This window comes from Pseudoalteromonas rubra (genome assembly GCF_000238295.3).
GTDB classification, from domain to species: domain Bacteria; phylum Pseudomonadota; class Gammaproteobacteria; order Enterobacterales; family Alteromonadaceae; genus Pseudoalteromonas; species Pseudoalteromonas rubra.
Window position 1 is genome coordinate 25,523 of the sequence record NZ_AHCD03000027.1, and the last position, 23,008, is coordinate 48,530.

Annotated in this window: 19 protein-coding genes; 7 read left to right on the forward strand and 12 right to left on the reverse strand. The window is 52.5% G+C overall.

Annotation, left to right across the window (positions count from 1 at the left end):
- Positions 1-6: 6 nt before the first annotated feature.
- From PRUB_RS04590 to PRUB_RS04600, 3 genes are read right to left on the reverse strand one after another with little or no spacing between them, the layout of a single operon-like run.
- On the reverse strand, positions 7-2,418 hold the full coding sequence (locus PRUB_RS04590) for an ABC transporter permease (protein WP_010383900.1): 2,412 nt from the start codon (positions 2,416-2,418) through the stop codon (positions 7-9).
- A gap of 30 nt (positions 2,419-2,448) precedes the next feature.
- Positions 2,449-3,141 (reverse strand): ABC transporter ATP-binding protein, encoded by a 693-nt coding sequence (locus PRUB_RS04595; protein WP_010383901.1) that lies wholly within the window; start codon positions 3,139-3,141, stop codon positions 2,449-2,451.
- A gap of 33 nt (positions 3,142-3,174) precedes the next feature.
- A complete protein-coding gene (locus PRUB_RS04600) occupies positions 3,175-4,422 on the reverse strand; it encodes an efflux RND transporter periplasmic adaptor subunit (RefSeq protein ID WP_010383903.1) in 1,248 nt (415 codons plus the stop codon).
- Between the two features lie 233 nt (positions 4,423-4,655).
- On the opposite strand from PRUB_RS04600, the gene PRUB_RS04605 reads away from it, so the two are divergent.
- Positions 4,656-6,056, forward strand: coding sequence for a sigma-54-dependent transcriptional regulator (locus PRUB_RS04605; protein ID WP_010383904.1), 1,401 nt, complete (start codon positions 4,656-4,658; stop codon positions 6,054-6,056).
- A 9-nt stretch (positions 6,057-6,065) separates the two neighbouring features.
- A complete protein-coding gene (locus tag PRUB_RS04610; protein ID WP_010383905.1) occupies positions 6,066-7,397 on the forward strand; it encodes a sensor histidine kinase in 1,332 nt (443 codons plus the stop codon).
- Between the two features lie 252 nt (positions 7,398-7,649).
- Here PRUB_RS04610 and PRUB_RS04615 read toward each other — a convergent pair whose 3' ends face one another.
- The 9 genes from PRUB_RS04615 to PRUB_RS04655 form a co-directional block, all read right to left on the reverse strand.
- Complete coding sequence (locus PRUB_RS04615) at positions 7,650-8,069, reverse strand: hypothetical protein (protein WP_010383906.1); 420 nt, start codon at positions 8,067-8,069, stop codon at positions 7,650-7,652.
- Positions 8,070-8,226: 157 nt separating this feature from the next.
- Complete coding sequence (locus PRUB_RS04620) at positions 8,227-10,419, reverse strand: TonB-dependent receptor (RefSeq protein WP_010383907.1); 2,193 nt, start codon at positions 10,417-10,419, stop codon at positions 8,227-8,229.
- A gap of 182 nt (positions 10,420-10,601) precedes the next feature.
- On the reverse strand, positions 10,602-11,054 hold the full coding sequence (locus PRUB_RS04625) for a hypothetical protein (RefSeq protein WP_010383908.1): 453 nt from the start codon (positions 11,052-11,054) through the stop codon (positions 10,602-10,604).
- 330 nt (positions 11,055-11,384) lie between these two features.
- A complete protein-coding gene (locus tag PRUB_RS04630; protein ID WP_010383909.1) occupies positions 11,385-12,653 on the reverse strand; it encodes a sensor histidine kinase in 1,269 nt (422 codons plus the stop codon).
- On the reverse strand, positions 12,653-13,372 hold the full coding sequence (locus PRUB_RS04635) for a winged helix-turn-helix domain-containing protein (RefSeq protein WP_010383910.1): 720 nt from the start codon (positions 13,370-13,372) through the stop codon (positions 12,653-12,655). Before PRUB_RS04635 ends, PRUB_RS04630 begins: the two co-directional genes overlap by 1 nt.
- Positions 13,372-13,758 (reverse strand): DUF3019 domain-containing protein, encoded by a 387-nt coding sequence (locus PRUB_RS04640; protein ID WP_010383911.1) that lies wholly within the window; start codon positions 13,756-13,758, stop codon positions 13,372-13,374. Before PRUB_RS04640 ends, PRUB_RS04635 begins: the two co-directional genes overlap by 1 nt.
- Before the next feature lie 10 nt (positions 13,759-13,768).
- Positions 13,769-14,626 carry a MipA/OmpV family protein gene (locus PRUB_RS04645; RefSeq protein WP_010383913.1) on the reverse strand — a complete coding sequence of 286 codons (858 nt, stop codon included), beginning with the start codon at positions 14,624-14,626 and terminating at the stop codon, positions 13,769-13,771.
- A 217-nt stretch (positions 14,627-14,843) separates the two neighbouring features.
- Positions 14,844-16,691, reverse strand: a complete 1,848-nt coding sequence (locus PRUB_RS04650) for a sensor histidine kinase (RefSeq protein WP_010383914.1) — start codon at positions 16,689-16,691, stop codon at positions 14,844-14,846.
- A gap of 10 nt (positions 16,692-16,701) precedes the next feature.
- Positions 16,702-17,391, reverse strand: coding sequence for a response regulator transcription factor (locus PRUB_RS04655; RefSeq protein WP_010383915.1), 690 nt, complete (start codon positions 17,389-17,391; stop codon positions 16,702-16,704).
- Positions 17,392-17,567: 176 nt separating this feature from the next.
- On the opposite strand from PRUB_RS04655, the gene PRUB_RS04660 reads away from it, so the two are divergent.
- From PRUB_RS04660 to PRUB_RS04680, 5 genes are all read left to right on the forward strand, one after another.
- Complete coding sequence (locus PRUB_RS04660; protein WP_010383916.1) at positions 17,568-18,845, forward strand: HlyD family secretion protein; 1,278 nt, start codon at positions 17,568-17,570, stop codon at positions 18,843-18,845.
- Between the two features lie 25 nt (positions 18,846-18,870).
- A complete protein-coding gene (locus tag PRUB_RS04665) occupies positions 18,871-19,602 on the forward strand; it encodes an ABC transporter ATP-binding protein (protein ID WP_010383917.1) in 732 nt (243 codons plus the stop codon).
- Between the two features lie 26 nt (positions 19,603-19,628).
- The gene (locus tag PRUB_RS04670; RefSeq protein WP_010383918.1) at positions 19,629-22,139 is read left to right on the forward strand and encodes an ABC transporter permease; all 2,511 of its coding nucleotides are present in this window, start codon (positions 19,629-19,631) and stop codon (positions 22,137-22,139) included.
- A gap of 73 nt (positions 22,140-22,212) precedes the next feature.
- Complete coding sequence (gene gloA2 / locus PRUB_RS04675; RefSeq protein ID WP_010383919.1) at positions 22,213-22,632, forward strand: SMU1112c/YaeR family gloxylase I-like metalloprotein; 420 nt, start codon at positions 22,213-22,215, stop codon at positions 22,630-22,632.
- Between the two features lie 78 nt (positions 22,633-22,710).
- Complete coding sequence (locus PRUB_RS04680; RefSeq protein ID WP_010383920.1) at positions 22,711-23,004, forward strand: hypothetical protein; 294 nt, start codon at positions 22,711-22,713, stop codon at positions 23,002-23,004.
- Positions 23,005-23,008 lie beyond the last annotated feature (4 nt).

Consider the following 23,008-nt stretch of genomic DNA (forward strand, 5'->3'; position numbering starts at 1 on the left):
TGACTGTTACTCATAACGCAGTATCAGCGAAGGACGGGTGCTAGCCGCTTTAAAGGCCAGACAGGCAACGGTTAGCCAGGTGATGACCAGCACACCCAGTGTGGCGGCTGCATATACCCAGGCTGCCTGCTCAATGCGTTCATTAAAGTTATTTAGCCAGGTACTCATCAACCAGTAGCTCAGCGGTATGGCCAGTAACCCCCCTATGCCGACTATGGTGATGAACTCCTTAGATAAAATGGTCACTATACTGAGCCGTGATGCCCCTAACACTTTGCGCACAGCCACTTCTTTTTGGCGGCGAATGGTTGCAAACGATGCCAGCCCCAAAATCCCCATACAGGTCAGCACAATCGACAGCGTACTGAACAGCAGCACCAGTTGCTGCATTCTGAACTCGTTGATGTGGGCACGCTGATAGTCGTCTTCAATCAGGCTGATCTCGACCTCAGGTATCGCCAGCTCATCGCGAATGAGCTGCTCGGCCTGGCGCATCACTAGCGCTTTGTTTGCTCCTGGTTGCAGCTTGAGCACCAGAGTACCAATTGCGACATTAATGTCCCCCGCAGTCAGTAAGACCGGGAGTTGCTGCTGACGTGCTGAGCCAATTTTAATGTCTTTGATAATGCCAACCACCGTGGCACGGGCTGTGCCTGTGTGCGAGCTGAGGGTCTGGCCCAGCAGCACGCTGGGGTCATCGTAGCCGGCTTGTTTTGCCAGACTCTGTGAGAGCAGTACAGAGAACGAGCGGATGTTGTCATCGCTGGTTTGGATCCAGTCGCTGGCAAACTGAGGCAAGAAATCCCGACCTGCTATCAGCTCCAGGCCCAGTGTTTCAACCGCGTGGAAGCCGGTGGCGACGGTCGGCTGTGTGCCTTCCAGGCGCTCACCGTTTGGAAACACCAAAAACAGTTCTGAGGTCATATCGTTGGTCAGCAGGGTATCTGACTGAGTGACCTGGGCGACGCCTTGCAGAGCCCTGAGGGTTCTCAGCACCCGAGGTTCAGCTTCCTGATACAAGGCTTCTGCGGGCAGGTTTTTGATGATCAGACGATCGTGCTTTGCATAGCCAACCGGCAGATCGTTGATCAGCGCCATTTGTTTGTAGACCACGGCTGCGGCAACAATCAGTGCCACCGACAGTGCCCCTTGTAGTCCCAGGGTCAGCTTGCGTACCCAGATAGCCGTTTTGCCACGTTGCAGGTCGCCACTGAGCACCCGCTTGGCACTGAATGAGGCGATAAACAGTGCCGGGTAGAGGCCAGAGATCACCCCAATCAGCACCACGATCCCCATCACCGCGACCAAAAATAAGGGCGAGAAGCTCAATGACAGGCTGCGTTCAAGCAGCTGATTGGCATAAGGGATCATCATTTCCACTAGGGCCAGGGCGACCAGCGCGGCCACCATCACAATAAACAAAGATTCCGTCAAAAACTGGGTGAACAGTTGTGGCTTGCTGGCCCCCAGTGCTTTGCGCACACCCACTTCTTTGGCACGTTTTGCAGCGCCGGCAATGTTCAGGTTGATGAAGTTCACACTGGCAATCACCAGCAACAAAACGGTTAATGCAATGCAGACCTGCATGACCAGACGAGAGCCGCCTTGTTTCATCTCAAACGGGCCACTGCTGTGAAAGTGCAACTCTGACAGGCGGCTTAATTCTATGGCTCTGAGCTTGCGGCGGCCGGTCGACTGCTCGCGCATGGCCTCTGTCATCTGCTTGGCGATAAGCCCTGCATCTGTGCCTTCAACCAGGCGCATATAGACATAACCAATAAAGGGCATTTTGGTGGCCTTGGGCAGTGCAGTTAAGGTTTCGAATACAAAATGGGTGTTGTCAGGCAAGTCGTCAAATACCGCGGCCACTTCATACTGACCCTGGGTATATGATAGGGTTTTGCCTACGGCATTCACATTGCCAAACAAACGCAGTGCTTGTGTCCGGCTGATGGCCAGCAAACCCGGGCGGCTCAGGGCACTGTCCAGGTCGCCATGCAGCACCGTCATATTGATAAACTCCGGCAAATTGGCCGAGGCCAGATAGACCTTGCTCAGGCGCACCTGCTCGCCGGCCACACTGACGTCCAGGGCCATCGGCTCGGCTGAGTAAGCCAGGTTGTCGGTGGACACCAGCATCATGATGTCTTCAACCTGCGCATGGTTTTGCATATTCAGGGCCTGTTGCGAGTCTGAGGCTGCGATCAGTTGCAGACCCCAGGCACGGTAATCGGTATGCACCCGGTAAACACGCTCAGCATGGGGGTGTTGCTTGTCAAAAGACAGCTCATAGGCTGCAAACAACGCCACCATAATGGCGGCCGCCAGACCAATACTAAAACCGACCAGATTAAGGGCAAAGTGGCGGGGGTCTTTTTTAATCGCCCTGAGTGTGGTTTTAAAATAATTCACAATCATAACAGATACGTCCTTTTTAATTCCGGCGTGTTAAGCGGCAGGGGAAACGCTGTTGGCTTTGTCCAGCATGACCTGGCCGTCGAGCAGTCGTACTAAACGATCGGCATAGGCCCCTTCTTTTTCCGAGTGGGTGACCACAATCACTGTGGTGCCTTCGCGGTTGAGTTCGCGCAGCATGGCCATCACTTCTTCGCCGTTTCTGGAATCCAGGTTACCGGTTGGCTCATCCGCCAGGATCAGCTTAGGGTTGATCACAAGCGCTCGGGCAACGGCCACCCGTTGTTGCTGACCGCCTGACAATTGCTGCGGCAGGTGATCGGCGCGGTGGTCAATGGCCACGCGTTTTAAAATGGCTTCAACCCGCTGTTTGCGCTGTGCTTTGGAGATGTTCTGATATTGCAGAGGCAGCTCCACGTTTTCGAATACGGTCAGTTCATCAATCAGGTTAAAGCTCTGAAAGACGAAGCCGATGGACGCTTTACGCAGTTCAGCCAGGCGTTTTTCGCTGTATCCGGCGATGTCGGTCCCGGCGAATTCAAATGCACCTGAGGTGGGCGAGTCAAGCATGCCTAATATAGACAGCAGGGTTGATTTACCACAGCCCGAGGGGCCCATAATGGCCAGAAACTCGCCTTCATTAACCTGTAGGTCAATCTCGTTCAGCGCGATGGTTTCTACGTCTTCGGTACGAAATACCCGGCTTAGGTTGGTCAGTTTAATCATCTTCAATTCCTTCAGGCTGTTGTTATTCTGGTTTTAGTTCAGTTGTAATGTCTGTGCTTTATCAAAGTGGCTGTAGCTGGAGGTGATCACCTGATCGCCTGGTGCCAGTCCGTCTAATACTTCAAAGTAGTCACGGTTTTTCTTGCCCAGCACGATATTTTTGCGGATCGCGGTATCGCCCGTCACCACGTAAACCCAGTTGCCTCCACTGCTGGTATAAAACGCCCCGCGTTTGACCAGCAGGGCATTGTTTTTGCTGTCGCCCAGCATCAGAGCTACATCCAGGTTCTGACCGCGTTTTATGCCATCCAGCCCGGCAGGCAGCGCCACTTCTACCTGAAATTGCGCATTGGTGACTCGGCTGTCGATTTTGCTGACATGCGCGCTAACTTGCTCGGTGCCTAATGAGACGTGTACCGCCATGCCGCTGTGTACCTGGTTAAGATAAAACTCATCTAGCCGGACCGTCAGTTTGTATTCATTCGGTATGTCTATCTGACCCAGGCGTGCGCCACGCTCTTTGGATTCGCCAATTTCAACGTCCAGCTCGCTCAGATAGCCAGACACCGGTGCTTTGATCAACAGGTTTTCGAGGTTGTGACGGGCAAATTGCAGGTTCTTTTGCAGCATCTCAGCACTGTCTTCGAGCTGTGCAACCTGGACTTCACGGATGGTATTTTCCTGTTTTTGGCGATCCAGAGTCAGTTCCTTACGTGCTTTGTAGTAGGCCAAATCATCTTTGATTTCATCCAGCTTGTCCTGGGCCAGCATGCCTTTATTAGCCAGTCGCGCCGACTGTGTGTAGCGCCTTTGCAGGTGATTAATCTGCAGTTCAATCTCCAGCAGATCGCGGCGCAGGTTCAGGCGGCTGGTTTCCATGTTCATTTGGGTGTTACGCAGGAAGTTAAGCTGCTCGGTGACTTGCGCTTCACGGCTCATCACATCCAGTTGCAGGTTGGTATTACTCAGGCGCACCAGTGGCTGACCTTGTTCAACATACTCACCTTGTTCAACCAGGCGCTCTTCAACCCGTCCGCCTGCGACGGTGTCGAGGTAAATGGTGGTTTTGGGCACCACCTGACCACGCAGACTCAGGGCATCAACAAACTGGCCTTGTGTTACGGTACTGATGGTCAGGCTGTTTAGTGGTACATTTTGGCTGCGTCCGGTGCTGCTCGATTGTGTAAAGGCATAGGCAAGGGCGGTTGCTAATATTAAGCTAACCGCGACGCCCGTCTTAAGGTGCTTGTTAAGCCCTGAGCGTTCTATCTTCTTATCCATAGTGCAACTCCTGCTATCTGATGCGGTTCGGGTGTATGAACTAAAGTAATCAAACCGCGTGCCAACCTTGAAAGTATAATAAATACAATGAATTATCATTTTACTTGGCTTATTGATCTGGCGCAGGTGTCCGCTAATAGAACACTCGGCATCACGCAACTGCCCATAAATGGACACATCCTCGCGCAATACGCTAAGCTAATAAGTAAATAACAATAAATTAGGGACAGATCGTGAGTGCAAAACAACCCGGGGCCATTTTGGTGGTGGACGACAACCCGGATATTCTGATCGCGGCGAGGCTACTGCTCAAACAACACTATCAGGTGGTCAAAACCACCGACAATCCGTTTGATATTGAACAGCTGGTTAAAGCCCACAACATTGAAGTGATCCTGTTGGATATGAACTTTAATCGTGATGCCATCAGTGGTCAGGAAGGCTTTTACTGGCTGAAGAAAATCATTACGCAGGACCCCAGCATTGTGGTCTTGCTGATGACGGCCTATGGTGACATTCAGCTGGCGGTGGATGCCATTAAGGCCGGGGCGGCAGATTTTATTGCTAAGCCCTGGCAAAACGAGCAGTTGCTGGGGGCGGTGGCAGCGGCGTTTGCCCACGCCAAAGACAAGCAGCAGCTGGGTAAGCTAACCCGCCAGACACAAGGACTGAATCAGGCGCTCAGTGAGTCATCAACGGGTCCGGCCTTTGACTTTTTGGGCCAAAGTGCGGCTATGCAACAGGTGTTTGCGACCATAGACAAAGCGGCTCAGTCTGATGCCAATATTTTGATCACCGGTGAAAGCGGCACTGGCAAAGAGCTGGCCGCTCACGCCATTCACCGCGCCAGTCTGCGTGCTGCACAACCTATGATCAGTCTGGATATGGGCGCCATTTCTGATGCGCTGTTTGAAAGCGAACTGTTTGGCCACAAAAAAGGCGCTTTTACCGATGCCAAAGCCGATAAAATAGGCCGGTTTGAGCTGGCCAGTGGCGGGTCGTTGTTCCTTGATGAGCTGGGGAATTTGCCTTTAAACCATCAGGCCACCTTGCTGGCGGCGCTACAGAATCGGTGCATCACCCCAGTGGGCGGCACCAAACCGCTTGATGTGGATATCCGCCTGATCTGCGCGACTAACGACAATCTGCAACAGGCGGTCAATGAAGGACGCTTCAGGCAGGATCTGTTATACCGCATCAATACGGTCGAAATCCGCCTGCCTCCGCTGAGGGAGCGCAGCGAGGATATTCCTTTGCTGGTGAATTATTACCTGGCACACTTTGCACACAGGTACAAACGCGCATTGCAGATCACTGAGCAAGATATGGCCGCGCTGTGCGGATATGGCTGGCCTGGTAACGTTCGCGAGCTGGCTCATGCAATTGAGCGGGCCGTGATTTTATCGGATGGCGACACACTGGATGTGACGTCTGTAATTGGCGTGACAGCGACCTCATTGGAGGTAGCACAAGGCAGTAGTGGGAGTTACGATACATTCGATCTGGAAGTGCTGGAACAGCGAACCATCCGTGCCGCACTTAAGCATTATCAGGGGAATGTGAGCCACGCAGCTAAAGCGCTGGGATTGACGCGCGGTGCCATGTATCGGCGACTGGAAAAATATGGGCTGTAGGGAGTAACTATGTCCTATCTGAAACGTCACCCCCGCTGGTTACTGGGGTTGCAGCTGGGCCTGTTGTGTGTACTGGTCAGTGCTGCAACCGGGCTGTATCTGCACAGTGGGCTTAGTGCCACCTGGCTGCTCGTGTTGCTACTTATCGTCGTATGCTGTGGTGCGATATTCACCTTGTTTGCCCGGCAGCAAAGACAAAGCACGGCGGTGATCCGGGCGCTGGTAAATGGCGACAGTTCTTTGCGACTCAGTCCCAGTCATCCGCTGCACCAGGAGTATGATGAGATCCGTCATACTTTGCAGGCAGCGCGGTTCAAAGCTGAGCAACAGGCACAGTTTTTTCAGGCTTTGTTGCTGCACATTGAGCTGGCAGTGCTGGTGTGTGACAGCGAGGGCAGAGTGATAGAGTCCAACCCGGCGGTGGCACGCCTGCTGGGGAAATCGGTCAGCAGCGTGGCTGAACTGGAGCATATTGGCGCGTTAATTCAAAGTTGTGATACGCAGTTAAAAACCAGTGCGCCCTGGCAGCGTGGTGAGCAGCAGGATACTTTGTCGGTACAGATCAGCGTTGCACAAATTCAGGGTCAGATCCGCAAGGTGGTTACCCTGACCTCTATTCATACCGCCCTGAACAGCAAAGAACAACAGGCCTATAAGCGTCTGACCCGAGTGTTAACCCATGAAGTGGCAAATTCCATCACGCCTTTGTCTTCGATCGCCCAGTCTTGTCGGGGGCTGTTGCCCGATGCACTGTGTTTTGATGATGAAGACGATAAAGACGATTTGATCCTGGCATTGAATACACTGGCTGCGCGCACTGAGCATCTGGGAGCGTTTATTACTCGCTTCAGGGCGATCAGTAGTTTGCCGCGTCCGAGCCTGAGTCCCACCTCCCTGGCGCCTTTGCTGGAGCGGTTAGTGGCCTTACACAAAAACCAGCTCAGTGCGGCAGGGATCCAGTGTGAGCTGAGCGTGTCAACTAAGCTGCTGGTGATGTTGGATCCCGGACAGATCGAACAGGTGTTGATAAACCTGTTCACCAATGCGGTTCAGGCCATTGAACAGGTGCAGCAAAGCGGCACTCAGCAAATCGACAGCCCGGTAATTCAGCTGACGTTGGCACAAAATGAGGCACAACAGGTGTATGTGGAGATCTGCGATAACGGGCCGGGCGTTGAAGCCCATGTCGTTGATATGATGTTTGTGCCTTTCTTCACGACTAAACAGCAGGGATCGGGCATTGGCCTGAGTCTGTCGCGGCAGATCATGGTCAGTCATGGCGGCGACCTGATCTATTTGCAAAAATCGCAGGGGGCCTGCTTTCGCTGTGTATTTGGTTAAAGGAAAAAAGCCAGGCTAGCTGGCTTTAGCTTGAAGGCCATGGCAGGCAACCATGGTCGGGGTCATAATCTCAGGTACCGCAGGGGGCCAATAAGACACCGTGCCGGGCAAAGTACCTTGTGATTCATCGTGTCGCAGCATTATGGCTGAACTCAGTCAGACCAAGTATTCACACCCTGAGTAGGCGTATAGGGTGAAAGTCGCAGGATTATGCCGTTTGACGATGCGTGCAAACGCTGACCGTTTCAATTATCAGTCACCCGGGCAATTGTTATTGCGGATACACTCTTTGTCCATGTCATCGACCCAGACATCCTTGAGATAACAGCTAGCCGGGTCGTCGACCCAAATATCTTCAGAGTAACTGAGGTCAACAATTTTAGAGAGGTAAAGGTAGCCTGCGTAGACCGCGCCGTTATCATAATGGTGGTTGATAGGCCTTTGCTGTCGACAGGTCGTATCACTGACGGTTTCCTGGTAACTTACTTCAACATAATCTAACGGGTTGTCTACATTGAATAGTTTTCCTCTGTGTGTGCAGTGATACGCGATTTTAGTGGTCGTCACCTTTTGTTTCGGGCAGATCAAAACTTGTGTCCAGTAGGCACTGGCAGGGGCCGAATAAGCCATTACACTGGCGAGCACAATGCTGATTGCTTTGAGTGATTTCATGTTGTTTTCCTTATGCTTATTGCTATTCGGGTAATATCCGAAGCCGATTTTTATTGTGGTTTAGCTCGGCAGCGACAGTGTCATCATAGCAATGGCGTGCAGCCCAGACGCCTCCCCGACCGGGGTGGGTGATAGAGAGAATGGCGGTTGTTGCGGTTTAGTAATTAATATGCAGGCTGAGTTCAATGGTTCTTGGCGCGGCAATGGCAGCCTGAGCCGGATAAAAAATATCTGCCCAGGGGGCATATGCTTCGTTGAGCAGGTTCCGCACATTGAGATTTAGCCGCGCATGCTCAAACTGGTAGGCTGCAAACAGGGTCACTGTTTCATAGCGGGTAAAGGTGACTGAATTCTGGAAGTTGCCATAGCGATCACTGACATGGCGTATACCTGCGCCCACTTCCAGCGGCAGACCGCCAATTTGATCCCAGCTAAACCAGGCATTGGCCACAATCTCAGGCACATTGGGTGGGGTATGGCCGCTGGCATTGACTCCAAAGTCTGGATCTACAAAGGACTCATAACTGGCGTCGGTATAAGCAACATTACCACCCAGGCGAAAATACTCGGTCGGCTGGCTGGTGATCGCCAGTTCGAATCCATGCGCAACATGAGTGCCTGAATTACCGACGGTTTCATGTGATGTCAGCAGCAGAATATTGCGCCGTGTTATGTCGTACCAGGCCAGGGTGAGCTCACTCTGCCAGGTATTGAGTAAGGTTTTGATGCCGACTTCGTACTGACGAATGTCTGTGAAATCAAAATTTTCATTGGCATTAACCAGGTAAATATTAGAACCCACTGGGTCATGCCCGGTACTCCAGTGGGCATATACACTGAGTGTGTCGCTAAATAGATAGGTCGAGCCTAATTGATAGGCAAGCGGGGTGAAGGTACGCTCAAAGCTCTCATCGGCAATAAAGTTGCCTGAAACATCGTAGTTGTCCCGAACCAGCCGGATGTGATCGCGACGCAGCCCGCCAAACAGACGCCAGTGATCGGTGACAGACAAGGTGTTGTTTATGTACAGGCCCCACTGACGGATATCGGTCGGGCTGAGGTGTTTGTCTAACGCGCCAAACTGGCCGGCAATTGGCATGAGTAACGACACGCTGTCTCCGTTGGGAAAGCCTCTTTCGCGGCTAAAGTCGGTGATCTTGAGTTCCGCGCCAAAGGCCAGTTGATGTGCCATAGTACCAAGTTGGTGGCGGTATACGCCTGCGAATTGATTGCCATAAAAGGTATGGTCGTGAAAAACGAAAAAACGGTCCCGGTCAATTAATTCGGTGGCCGGGTTGAAGACATAGCTTTCTGCATTTTGCCAGGCGCGATCGGCCTGAAAGTGAAACAGCGTATTGCTCAGTGACAGTGTCTCACTGGGCTGCCAGTCTGTGCGCAGGCGAGACCATAGATGCTCTGAATCCGAGCGGCTATCTGCGACATTATAGTTAAGGTAGCGGGTCCGGTTATCCAGTACCCGGTCGTTGGCGGTTGTTACTATGTCTGAAATAGGATCTGACGCTGCATGCCCGGGAACTAACGGTGTGCCCCAGTATGCAGGGAGATCGTCTTCGAGGTAATCAAAACTCAGCAACCAGCTCAGCGTTGGGCTGGCCTGCCACAGGATGGATGCCGTTGCATTTAGGGAATGCGACGGGGTGTTGTCGACCCAGCCGTCTGACTGTGCTTTATTCACATCCAGCCGGGCAGCACTGTTTGGGGAGACTGGTAGATGAAGGCCGACGCCCCATTCTCGAGTATCAAATTTAGACTGAGAGACAAAAGCTTCACAACTGACTGGGGCATCAAGCTGAGGTTTGCGGGTGATCATATTGATCACCCCTGACGCGGTGCCCTGGCCAAATTGTAGCGCGGCAGGTCCTTTGATGACCTCTATTTGTTGCAGGTTAAAGGTGTTGTGTGGCCGCATTGTCATGGACGCCGGGCCCAGTTTAATCCCATCGCGTACTACAGAAACGGAGTCGCGAATAAAGCCCCGCATGGCGAAGCTGGAAGGCTCAGCAGGGGACTCGCCCGATATTACGCCTACCAGGTTCTCGACCGCACTGGTGACAGAGGTCAGGCCGCGTGCGCGCATGGTTTTGCGTTCGATCACGTCTACACTGAATGGCAGCGCCAGTGCGCTCAGGTTGAATGGATTGGCGCTGACAGGCGTGGTTTCCAGGTTCAAATCGCGCACCGCCGAGCCACTGAGGGTAACCTTGAGTAGCTCATCCAGACTCATTTCAAATAGATCGGTTTCCTCAGCAGCCTGTATGCTGGCGGCAAACAGGCAGAGACAGCACAGCAAAAGCGCACGACAGGTCTTCAGCGCATGGGGTATTATCATTCAGAATCATATTATTAAACTTGTGTTTACTTAGTGTAGCTCAGGATATCAAGGCCGTGGCATTGGCGGTGTAAATGGCGCGCAACTTCTGCGTTTAGCCGGGGAGGGGGTGAGTATCTTTTAAGTAGGGGCTTTAGCATAAAACCGGCCCCTGACGGGACAGGGGCTGGCGGCACTAAAAATTAAAAGCGGTAACCTATGTGAAGGCCAATTAATGCTTTGGATTGTACTTTTTCGGTGCCAAAGATATCGAGTATGTCCGTACGGTATTCTCTTTCATCGGTGCGACGAACTCCGACGCTGGCCCCAAATGTCCAGCCCTCCTGAAGCGCGCCTTGCGAATAGTAATGGTAATTCAGTGCGGCAAACCCTTTTTCACTTGTTAAGGCCTCACTGCCGGCGATGACGCCTAGCGTATGTTTATTATCCTTGTCCAGGATGTACTCATAGCTGATGGCTGCGCCAATTAAGCCCGCTGAAATTGACAGGAGATGGTCGTCATTGACAGCATTGGTATACTGAACGCCCATCAAGCCACCATAAGGGTATCCGGCACCTGCGCTGAGCCTGGCCTGTGCGGTGTTGACAAAGCTCACAGCGACTAGTCCCAGTGCTAAATGGAATGCACTTTTCATTTTAACGTTATCCTTAGTACGTGGAGAAGACGGATTATAAATACTGGCTTTCCCGTGTTCAGTTTAGTGGTTGAGCCATGTGGGAGTTTGTACTGTAAAAGTGCACTCTTCATGGTAACGCCTGTTTTTGTTGTGGGCCTTTTGGACCGCATCTGGCGTCCAAACACGCGACTAATTTCACTTGAGAAGTGTATCAAAATTAAGTTAATAAAGTGTATTGCAATGTGTTTTTTTGTGTTTTTGGCCGACGTGTCTGGGTTAAGCTTTCTTAAATTTTGTGCTCAGTATAGGTTCGTGAGCGTTGCTGAGCGGCTGTTGCCGCTCGGACTGTTATGCCGGTAGCTGCAAAGTAAAACAGGCCCCGCTCAGGCGTGTTGAATCACTGACTCCAAGCTGGCCCTGATGCCAATCGGTAATTCGCTGAGCGAGTGCCAGGCCCAGGCCAAATCCACGGCGCGCAGGGTCGTCTGTATGCGCCCGGACAAAGGGCTTAAAAATATGTGCCTGCTGTGTACTGGGTACGCCCGAGCCATCATCATGCACTGCCAATGTGCAGAACCCTGGACTGTGCTTAAGTGTGACCACTATCTGGCCGTTTCCGTATTTGCTGGCGTTTTCCAGCAGATTACTCAACAAGGTGGTTAGATAAAATGGATCTCCGATAACCTGCACGGCGTGTTCAGGTAAAGCCAGCTTGAGCGTGATATCCATGTCGTGCCAGGTGCTTGATACCTGTCTGACCAGTAGGCAAAGATCCAGCGGACGACGCTGTAGCTCTGCGATACTTTGATCCATCCTTGCGTAGCTTAAAAGCTGGTCTATCAGCGCGGACATGGTATCCAGATCGCGGTTGATCTTGGCTTCATAGTGACGTCGTTTATCGGGGTTCGTGGTTTCTTCCAGGGTATCCATACCGAGGCGGATCCGCGCCAGCGGCGTACGCAGCTCATGTGACATGGCCCCACTGAGTAGTTTGACGTCTTGTACCAGGTATTCAATGCGCTCAGCCATGTGGTTAAAGTCCCGTTCCAGCTCGCGCAAATACATCACAGATCCAACCTGCAAGCGCTGCGACAGGTCGCCGGCACCAAAACGCTGGGCCGCCCGACGCAGTTTGAGCAGCCGCAGTAAAAAGGGCAGTAGCCAGATCAGGATCAGCATCATCATCGCGGTGTAAAACAGCCCTGTCAGCCACCAGGCCAGATCACTGCGCGACGTGACTTGATCGCTGCGGATGATCAACAAGTCTGTCGAGTTTGGCAGACGTTGCAGAAACAGTCTTTGTTGATCGGTTTCCAGCTGGATTTGTTCATTGGCTTGTAATTTGGTTTGCAGCGCAGCCGGAAGCGGGAACGCTGATGCCGGGACAATTTGAGGTTGCAGGAGCGACCGAGCAGGCCAGTTTGACAGCAAGGCATGGGGTGAATCTGTGGCAGCAACCAACGCATGTATGTCCCGGGCCAGCTGCGCCAGTTGCGTCTGAGGCGTGTGTTGCTGCTGAGTCGGTGTGAACGTCTGATAGAGATGGTCAAACAGCCAGCTGGTGGCGATGGAAATAACCACGACGGCCAGCAGGAGTGAAAGGGCAAAATGACGCATCACCAGGCTTCCCGAACCAACTGATAGCCCTGTCCCCAGACCGTTTTGATGCGAAAGGGTGCAACCGGATTGTCACCGAGTTTTTTGCGCAACCGTGAGATGCGCAGATCGATGGAGCGATCAAATCCATCGTATTCAAAGCCACGTAAAGACTGGGTAAGAAAATCTCGGGTAACCAGCTCGCCAGCTGATTTTGCCAGCAGCCAGAGTAAATCAAACTCCTTGGACGACACGTCAATGGCCTGGCCCTGCAAGGTCACGGTACGGGCGCTTTTGTCCACTAACAGGCCTTGTATCTCGATACGCTCTGTATTGCCAGGGGGATCCGGTTCAACATGGATTGGGCTATGGCGGCGCAGTAACGCACGGATCCGGGCGAGGAGTACCCGTGCTCGCACCGGTTTGGTGAGGTAGTCATCGGCGCCCATTTCCAGTCCCAGTACTTCGTCCATATCTTCATCCCGTGCGGTCAGCATCAGGATAGGTCCGCAATATTGGGGCCTGACTTGTTTACAGACATCCAGCCCATCCAGGCCGGGCAGCATGCCATCGAGGATCACCAGATCCGGGTTCAGGCTCAGGATCTGCTGCGGAGCCTCATCGCCACGATGGCACAGGCTGACGGTAAAGGATTTTTCCGCCAGGTAGTCACAGATCCAGTGTGCCAGTTCATGATCATCTTCAATCAGTAACAGGTGTGTGTTTGGTGTTGTCGTCATCAGAACATTCGCCATCTTACGCGTGTGTTTTTACTTTTGTTATAGACCCAGGCATAGGTGAATTGGGCACTGGCCAGTGTTTTTTGCTGCCTATCTTGCAGGAAAAAAAGTACATTTTGATTGAATTTAAGGTCCATTGTCAGTTTGCCCTTCGCAGCGGTTTGCCAACATTTTAGTGGCTGTTCACGGTTAGCATGTGTCAGACAGTAGTCGCCCGGTGAGCTCGCTTGCCAGTGAATGGTCAGCTCGTTGTGACAGTACTCCCCCTGGTGCAATGCGACACATTGTTGTGGACTCAGTGTCAGGGTCACGGGCGCGTTGGCAACAGCCGGGTTGTGGACAAGTGTTATGACAGTAAGGGCTAAGGTGGAGATAAGTTTACGCATTCTCGGCCCCTTAAAACACATAGCTGACAGACAGACCCAATCCCAGCGCATTGCGGCTGCGATTGTCACCGCGTTCGAGATTGCTCTGTATGATGGGGCTGTCGGCAATGGCACTGGGAGTGTGGTAATAACGTAAAGAGGCATCAAACAGCCAGTTTTCGGTGAGTGGGTAGGTGGCCCCAAGGTGCAGGCTGTGGGATAAGCCGCTACTGGCTATGTACTCAGGCAACCCTTCGATCCGGTTATTATTGTTATTCTCTGTGTTGTTGACGCCATAATAATAGTTCAGCATATCACCTGGCAGATAGTTCACCCGATAAGCACTGAACAGGTGCCAGTTTTTTGCCGTCCAGTGTTTACTTATCTGAGTACTCACATAAGCACCCCGGTCGTCATTCAACTCTGGGGCGGCAATTAACTGAAACCGTAATCCTGACCAGATCCCACGAAAGCGAACACCCAGATAGTTGGTCTGGTTTTTTGTAAAACGCAGCTCGGAGCCATCTTGTTGAATGTACTTGGTATCGGCATCGGATCGTGCGGATGAGGCCAGAAAATCTATATCCCACTGTGCATTACGATATAAGTTGTAGCCTACGCTGGTGTTGCCGAGAATATTATTGGGGCCGCCAGGGACTTCTACAAACAGCCCGTTATCCCACTCATAGGCGCCATTCACAAAATATCCCAGGCCCGCACTGGCATCGCCAAATGGGCCCTGCCCGGTAAAAGCGCCAACACCAAGCGCAACAAAGCCTTTACTGTCTTGAGTTTGCTCCTGTGCAGATTCAGCTGCCAGTAGCGCCTGACTGTTCATCCCGACAAGAAGCAGGCAACTTACCAGGGGGCGTATCATTACCTTGTTCATTGTTATTATTCCTGTGGTCACATTTGATACCAACAGCTTAACGAGTGACGGAGGGCAAAGCCGTAACAGTCACCACCAAAATGTATCAAAGTGTAGCGCAGGTTATATAGAATTTAGGGACACACGTCCACCCCTCCAAATCATGATTCTGGATGAGAGCACACATAGTGGGCATACTTAAGGTCTTCAGCCGGGCTGCGTAACCGCCCGAGAAAAGCTATGCCAGGACCTTCGACTCGGGCATCTCATTGCCAGTATGTCTGGTATGTAAGGTCAATCTTAGCGCGAGCCCCGGTGTCATCTGGTGGGCTGTTATCTGGCCTTGTTGTGCTTTGACCAACTGAGCGACCAGGGCCAGACCGATCCCCGTTCCCTGGGTTGTGCGGGTTAGCTCATTCCCACCGCGATAAAACAGCTCAAACAGCTTATCGCATTGCTGTTGCGACACGCCCGGGCCGTAATCACGGAGCTCCAGGATCAGTTTGTCGTCTCCTTGTGTAGCACGTCGAAAGGTAATATCGAGTTGTCTGCGCGCGGGATCACGAATGCCCTCGGCACTAAAAAACTTGACGGTGTTTTCAACAATGTTTATCACCACCTGGGCAAAGGCATCCTGATCTACTAAAACGTCAACTTCCTCTGATAGCGGCGCTTCAACCACCATATTCAGACGGAAGTCCTGTTTTTCCAGGAGGGTCGAGGTCTTGGAGCGAATGATATCGGCCAGCATGGCCACCGGAGCATAGTCTGGTTTAACCTGAGGCAAGCCTGTGTGATCTTCTTGGTTCAGCCGGGTCAGCAACAGGATATTGTCTATCAGGCGACTCAGGCGCTCGCTTTCACTGTGGATAAAGCCATAATAATCCTGCTGTGCTTCTGTGGAAACCACAGTACCAGCACGCAGCATTTCGGCATACATGCGGATAGCGGTAAGTGGTGTTTTGAGCTCATGGCTGACCGAAGACACAAAGTTCATTCTTTGCTCTGCCAGCGCAAGCTGCTTGACACTCAGCCGGTAAAACCCGTAACAGGCACCCAAAATCGTGAGGACCAGCAACAGAGCAAACAGCGCGCTGTAAAACAGCGTCGGGCTCATGGGCAAGGTATGGGTGGTAAAGTGCAGTGTGTAATTGTTAAACGGCCAGCGCAGGGCACTGCTATACAAGGGCTGTGCTCGCAGCTCTGCGGGAATGTCGGCCTCTGATAGCCTGCGTACATTTGGCTGGGCATGAGGCAGTAAGAAATACAGTTGCTCTGGCTGTGCAGTCATAGCGTTATACAATTTGTTGGAGCTGTTTGACCTATCCGCATCCAGCGTGAGTAAAACCGGGGTATCAAACTGACTTTGGCTCAGGTATTCGCCAACAAGACTGAGTAAATAGGGATCACGCCTGACCAGATAACCTTGTAACTTGCGCTCCGTAACGACTTTAGGTAGTCGATAGAAGATAAAGTAGCCGGGCACATCAAACCAGATTTGATACAAGCCATTTTCCTTGCTCAGCCCCGTCGCCAGCTTAGTTTGGAGCGCATTGGATTTGGCCAGCGTCTGGTAAATGAATTTCGCCCGGTCGTAGCGTTGTTGCAGCTCGACAGAGCTTTGCTGATGTTCTGATGTGGGTCTCGTGAGGTCTTCGGCAGACAGCGGCTCCGGCCAGATAGGACTGTTGAACCGGCCTTGCGCATCAAATTGAAAATAACCGACCAGTCCCAGGATCGGCCGGGTGGCCGTTGGTCTGGCCGGATCCAGATGTGACAAGACAGAAGGGATCTGCAGGGTTTCTTCAGTGAGTGGGTTGTAGACTGGCTGATAATAATCAAATGCCTCGACAGGCAGTGAACTGGACAGCAGGCGGCGTTTAAACATCTGGCGATCAATTTGTGTTATCAGGCTACGGGCCTGCTCCTGATACTCGCTCAGCTGGTTTTGTTTAAGTTGTGCAAGGCCAAAGTAGAGCAAGATACTAAGCGGAATGAGCAAGCACAATAAGAAGGCACAGGCCTGCAAACGCAGCTGCTGCTTGCGTTGTGCATAGGTCATAAGGTGTTTGTTTTTAAACCACATGGTGATGCCGTTACTGGGTGTAGAGTTGATAACCTTCACCGCGATGGGTGACCAGGTGACGCGGCGATTTCGGGTCCTGCTCTATTTTTTTTCGCAGTTTGGCGATGTGAATATCCACGGTACGCGTATCTATGTCTCCCACTATTTTGTAGCCCCAAACCTGGTGTAATAACTCGTCACGGCTGACGGGCTTATTCTGACGCAGCAGGTAACTCAACAAGCTGACCTCACGGCGCGTGTATTTAACGCTCTGTTGGTACGATGTGCCGGTCAGTGTTTGTGGATTGATACAGACGTCTTTGCTCAAAACCAGCTCTTCGTCATGCTGGTGCCAGCCCGAGCGACGTACCAGCGCGTTGACGCGCAATACCAGTTCCGAGGTTGAAAAGGGTTTGGCGACATAATCATCGGCACCCAGGCTCAGGCCATTGATTATGTCCTGCTCGGTGCTTTTGGCGGTGAGCATCATGATTGGCTGAGTCGGTGCGATTTGTCTGAGTGCTTCACAGACCGCAAAGCCGTTCATCGATGGCAGCATGACATCTAATAAAATACAGGCGTAATCGCCCTGTTGGGCACGTTTAAGGCCTTGCGCCCCGTCCATTTCACTGTCGACTTCATAGCCATGAAAAACAAATAGGTCGGTCAGACCACGTAAGATGGCCGGCTCATCTTCTACGATCAGTAGGGTAGGTTTCATGTTGTTCTTATTTCCCTGTTTTGCGCTGGCCAGTTTAGCGTAAAGCTAGCTGGCTCGCCGCGAAAGTGCACGTAAACTTTTGTAAAACCTGCGCTGTTTTCTTTTACATAGTCAGCCTGTTTGAACCCTCTCCCGCACTCTAAAGTGGAACTCATAGCCCCATTGGAGAAAGCATCATGGACATAGTGAGAACCAATAAAAGCCCCCTGTTAAGTCGCAAAGCCAAAGTTATGAGCGTGATGGGATTGATTGTCGTGAGCAGTCTGACCCTGTTTTTTAACCACCATACTAGCGCGTCCAATCTGGTAGATAAAGCCCCCTTGTTGATCGATACGGTGCGTCGGGGTGAGCTAAAAGTAACGGTGCGTGGCAGTGGCGTGTTGGTGCCGGCGCAGATCCGTTGGATCACGACGCCGGTCGACGGACGAGTCGAGCAAGTGTTTAAAAAAGCCGGCGCTGAGGTAAAACAGGGCGACGTGTTACTGCAACTGAGTAACCCGGAGCTGGAAGAGGCGCTGGCACAGGCACGCTGGGAGCTACAGGCATTAGAAGCACAAATTCATGCCGAGCAGGTTGCGCTGGAGTCGACTTTACTGGACCAGGAAATTGCCGTTGTAGACGAAAAACTTAGTCTGGAGCGCGCTCAGCTGACCCTGGCAGCACAAGAAAAGCTGCTGGCGCAGGGGATAGTTGCGGTCTCTAAGATTGATTTTGAAGAGGTCAAGATTAATGTCGCTCAGTACCGCCAGCGTTTTGCGCTGGAACAGCAAAGGCTGCAAAAGCGACGTGAAAATCTGGCAGCACAACTGCGTGCCGGTGACGCGCGGCTCAACAGCCTGCGTAAACGGGTCGCGCGGATTGAGCAGCAGGTCAATGGCCTGACTGTGGTTGCGACCATGGACAGCATAGTGCAGGCCATGCCGCTGGAGCCGGGACAGCAGATCGGGGCGGGCAGTAATCTGGCGATGCTGGCCAGAAATGATCAGTTCTTTGCCGAGTTGCGGATTCCTGAAAGCCAGATCAAAGACGTTCAGCTCGGCCAGGCGGTGACTCTGGATACCCGTGCCAGTCAGATCACAGGCACAGTGCAGCGTATTGATCCTGTGGTCAGCGACAGTGCGGTGTTGGTGGAGGTGTCGCTTAACGGGAAGCTGCCGAAAGAGGTACGCCCGGCGCTGAGTGTCGACGGGGTGATCGAAATCGCCACGATTGAGGACACCCTGTTTGTGAAGCGGCCGGTTATGGCCAGTGGCTTTAGTCAGGCCAGCCTTTACTTATTGGCGAACTCCGGAGAACAGGCTCTTCGCCGACCGCTGACATTTGGCCACATGTCCAGTCAGTACATTGAGATTGAGCATGGCGCCGCTGAGGGCGAGCGGGTGATCCTTTCTGATACCTCACACTGGCAGCACGCCGAAGTACGTTTCAAGCAATCATTTTCTTCCTTGCAGTAGTCACATTTTTAACGGAGCACACACTATGTCACATCAACAACACAGCAGCGACCGCCTGGTAGAGCTGAGTCAGTTAAATAAGGTATTTGTCAGTGATGATGTCGAAACCTGGGCACTGAACAACATCAATCTCACCATTTCAAAAGGCGAATACCTGGCCATTACCGGTCCGTCTGGGTGTGGTAAATCGACCTTACTGGCCCAGCTGGGCTTGTTGGATACACCGAGCAATGGCACATACTGGCTGGCCGGACACAATACCGCCCAGATCGATAAACATGAGCGTGCCCGGATCCGCAATAAGGAAATCGGCTTTATTTTTCAGGCGTTCAATTTAATCAGTGAGCTGAATGTGGCTGACAATGTCGCCCTGCCGCTTAGTTATCGTGCAGATCTCAGTCGCGCGGAGCAGCATGAACGGGTCGCGGCGGCGCTGGAACAGGTCGAAATGAGTCATAGAGCCAGCCATTATCCTGCTCAGCTGTCCGGGGGACAACAGCAGCGTGTTGCCATTGCCCGTGCTATTGCCGGCCAACCAGCCATTATTCTGGCCGATGAACCCACAGGTAACTTGGACTCTAACAATGCCCGAATAGTGATGACGCTGCTCGACACGCTTAATCACAATGGCGCAACCATTTGTATGGTGACGCATGATATGTCTTCGGCGTTGCGTACCGGGCGAGTCATTGAAATGAAGGATGGCGTCATCGTGTCTGATAGCCCGGCCAAAGCGCGCACTGCCATTGCGGTTTGAATTGCGCCTGTTGAGAGGAATGCCTTATGTCTGCCTGGATAGATATTCGCTATGCAGCCCGGCTGCTGCTGAAAAAGCCGTTATTTACCCTGACCACCACCGCGATTGTGACCGTGGGCCTGGCCCTGACTTTATATACCTTTACTCTGATGCAGCAGCTGGTCTTTAAGCCACTGACGCTAGGCCAGGATACGCCCCTGGTTGCGATTGCTGGTGAATTTAAAGCCGCCCATGGGGCACGTCAGCGGGTTGATCCCTATCATCTCAACCAAGTCCAGGCCGACAGCATGTTGTTACAGAATATGAGTCTGTATGAGTCGGCTGTGCGCACTGTGGGCAGGCAGGGCAACGAAGCCATCTCCCATAAAGTACACCTTACTTATGCGCAATGGGATCTGTTTGAAGTCGCTGGCGTGCAGCCTCTGCTCGGTCGTAGCTTTAGTCCGTCAGATCAGCAAGATGGTGCGCAATCTGTGGTGGTGTTGAGTCATGATATCTGGCAGCGGGTGTTTGACGGTGATGAAACTATCATAGGCCGGATGATCCAGGTGGAAGCGATCCCCAAACAGGTAATCGGTGTGATGCCACCCGGGTTTGCTTTTCCAGCTCGGGCACAGGTGTGGCAAATCATGACGCAAACTCGCCTTGAGCCAGCTAACCCATCAAACCGGGGCGCTTTGCAGGCGGTTGCCCGGCTGAAGCCCGATGTGACTTTGACGCAGTTCCAGCACGAACTGGCCACACTGTTACAGCGTCAACTTCAAGCGTTACCACAGGAGTTTGCCTGGCGTGCGGATGTGGCTGGGGGATATCTCCAGGCGATCCCGTTCAAACTCAGCGTCGATGTGTTGTATCAACATTACGCGATTTTAGTGGCGATGATCCTGGTCGTGCTGCTGATTCTACTGCTGACCTGTATCAATGTGGGCAACCTACTGCTGGCCCGGGTCAATGAACAGATCCGGGATGTGGCAATTCGGGTTGCACTGGGCGTACCACAACATCGCCTGGTGTTACAGATGCTGTGGGAGAGCACTCTGATCTGCTGCCTGGGTGGTTTACTGGCATTGGTGCTGGCGCACTGGGGGATTGCCCTGACCAATCTGGCCTTTGATGAGATATTTGCAATGAGTGGCGCACGGCCTTTCTGGTGGACCCTCAGTATCTCATCCGACGGGGTGTGGATGCTGATACTCGCGGTGGTGATGATGATAGTGATCACCGGGTTGATCCCGGCATGGCGCGCTTTGCAGGGGGATATTAATGGCATTTTGCGTGATGGTACGCGTGGTGCAGTGAGCAAACGAGCCGGACGAGTCAATCAGGCGCTGGTTGTTGCTGAGATTGCTTTATCTTGTGTGGTGTTGGCCATTGCGGCGATGTTATTGGGTAGCAGTTTGGCGGCGCAGCAGGCCGATTATGGTGTACAAACTGAACATCGCTTAACGGCATCGGTACGTCTGGCCTGGGGCAGCTATCGCTGGAATGGTGGTGCACCTGAGGCAAGAAAAAAGCGCAATGATTTTTACTATGGACTCAAAGCAAAGCTAGAGCAGCTTCCTCAGATCAACAGTGTTGCGTATTTTAGCAGTCTGCCGGGCACCGGAGGCGGGACCTCTCACTTTGAAATTCAGGGACGAGCGGAAGCGGTGTTCAGTGACAACCCGATGTGGAATTTTGAGTTGGTCAGCCGGGATGCCTGGCGTACCGTGGGTATGCAGTTGCTTGAAGGTCGAGATTTTAATCTGAGCGACCTGGCTGTAGATAGCCGCGAGCTGCGTGAACAGGGCTCTGTGGTGATCATTAACGCTGCCATGGCACGCGAGTTGTTTCCTGAGGGGAATGCACTGGGTCAGCGCGTGCGAACACTCAATGGTGAAGGCTGGCATACCGAATGGCGCACTATTGTGGGAGTGGTGTCTGACAGTGTTCACGGTCCGACAACGGATGCAACCAGTGCCCGCCATACCGGCTATGGGCTGATGGATTTAAGGCCCTGGCGAATGAACCTGGTGATGCACTACCGTGGTGAGCAATCACAGGCCATTGCCGCACTGCGTCAGGCCATTGTTGATCTGGATGCCGATGCTACGGTACACGACATTCAGAGCTACCAGAGCCTTATCAAACAGCCACTGTTGCTGATGGCCTCACTCAATCAGATATTTTTCGTTGGCGGGCTGGTGGCATTGTTTTTAGCGGCCAGCGGCATTTATGCGATGGCAGCCAATAGTATTGCACTGCGCAGTCAGGAGATTGCCACGCGCCGTGCGCTCGGCGTACCGGACGGACAAGTGGTGCTTTTATTTGTCAGGCAGGCACTGTGGCAGCTGGCAGTGGGATTAACATTGGGGATCGGAGCGGCGTTGTGGCTAAGCGCACAGCTCGCCGGGGCCATGAACATCGACCCGAACAGTTATGTCTGGGCGCTGCTCGGGATACCTGCGTTTATTGTGATGTTGGTGCTGCTGGCAACCTTGCTGCCGGTTTCCCGGCAGCTTCAGGTGCCACCGGCAGAGGCACTCAGACAGAGTTAGGGAATCGCGACAGGTGGACATGTCAGACTGAATACGGCACAGTACGGTTTTACTTTTTCCGCAATAAAAACCTATGCTTGCCAACTACATTCAGCGTGTTCACCATGTCGCGATTATTTGTTCAGATTATGCCGTATCAAAAGCATTTTATACGGATGTGATAGGGTGTCGCGTCATTGCTGAGAACTACCAACCCGGGCGTGAGAGCTATAAGCTGGATCTATCACTGCCTGATGGCACTCAGATAGAGTTGTTTCACTTTGCCTCGGCACCAGCACGGCCGAGTTATCCAGAAGCGCAGGGGCTGCGTCATCTTGCTTTGTCCGTTACTCACATAGAAGCGGCGCGTCATGCCCTCATAGCTCAAGGCGTGAGCTGTGAAGCCATTCGCCTTGATCCCTATACCCAAAAACGCTTTTGTTTTTTTGCAGACCCGGACGGGCTACCATTAGAGCTGTATGAGGTGTCGGAAACCGCAGATGTTCTTGAATGATGTGTCGTTGTTTTGATTTGTTCCTTTTATTGGGCTATGTGATGCCATCTGGGTCTTGTCATATCAGGAAGTAATAATATGAAAATGCAAAGTTTATTCATTGGGTTATGTTTAGTCACATTGGCAGCTTGCGAGGTATCCCAGCCTGCGCCTTATGAGCAAGACAAAGCGCCCGAGGAGCGACAGGAATACAATGGGGCTGAAGGGCTGGCTCAGGCACAGCGGGATCAGGATTATCTGATGGACAAAGAACTCAGAGATAAGTGTAATAACGCTAAGGTCGACCTGGCTGTGGCCAAAGGCGAAAAAAATGACCGAGAGATTGCCAGACAAACTGACATTATCAAACAAACTTGCCGACAGTCACGGTAATAAA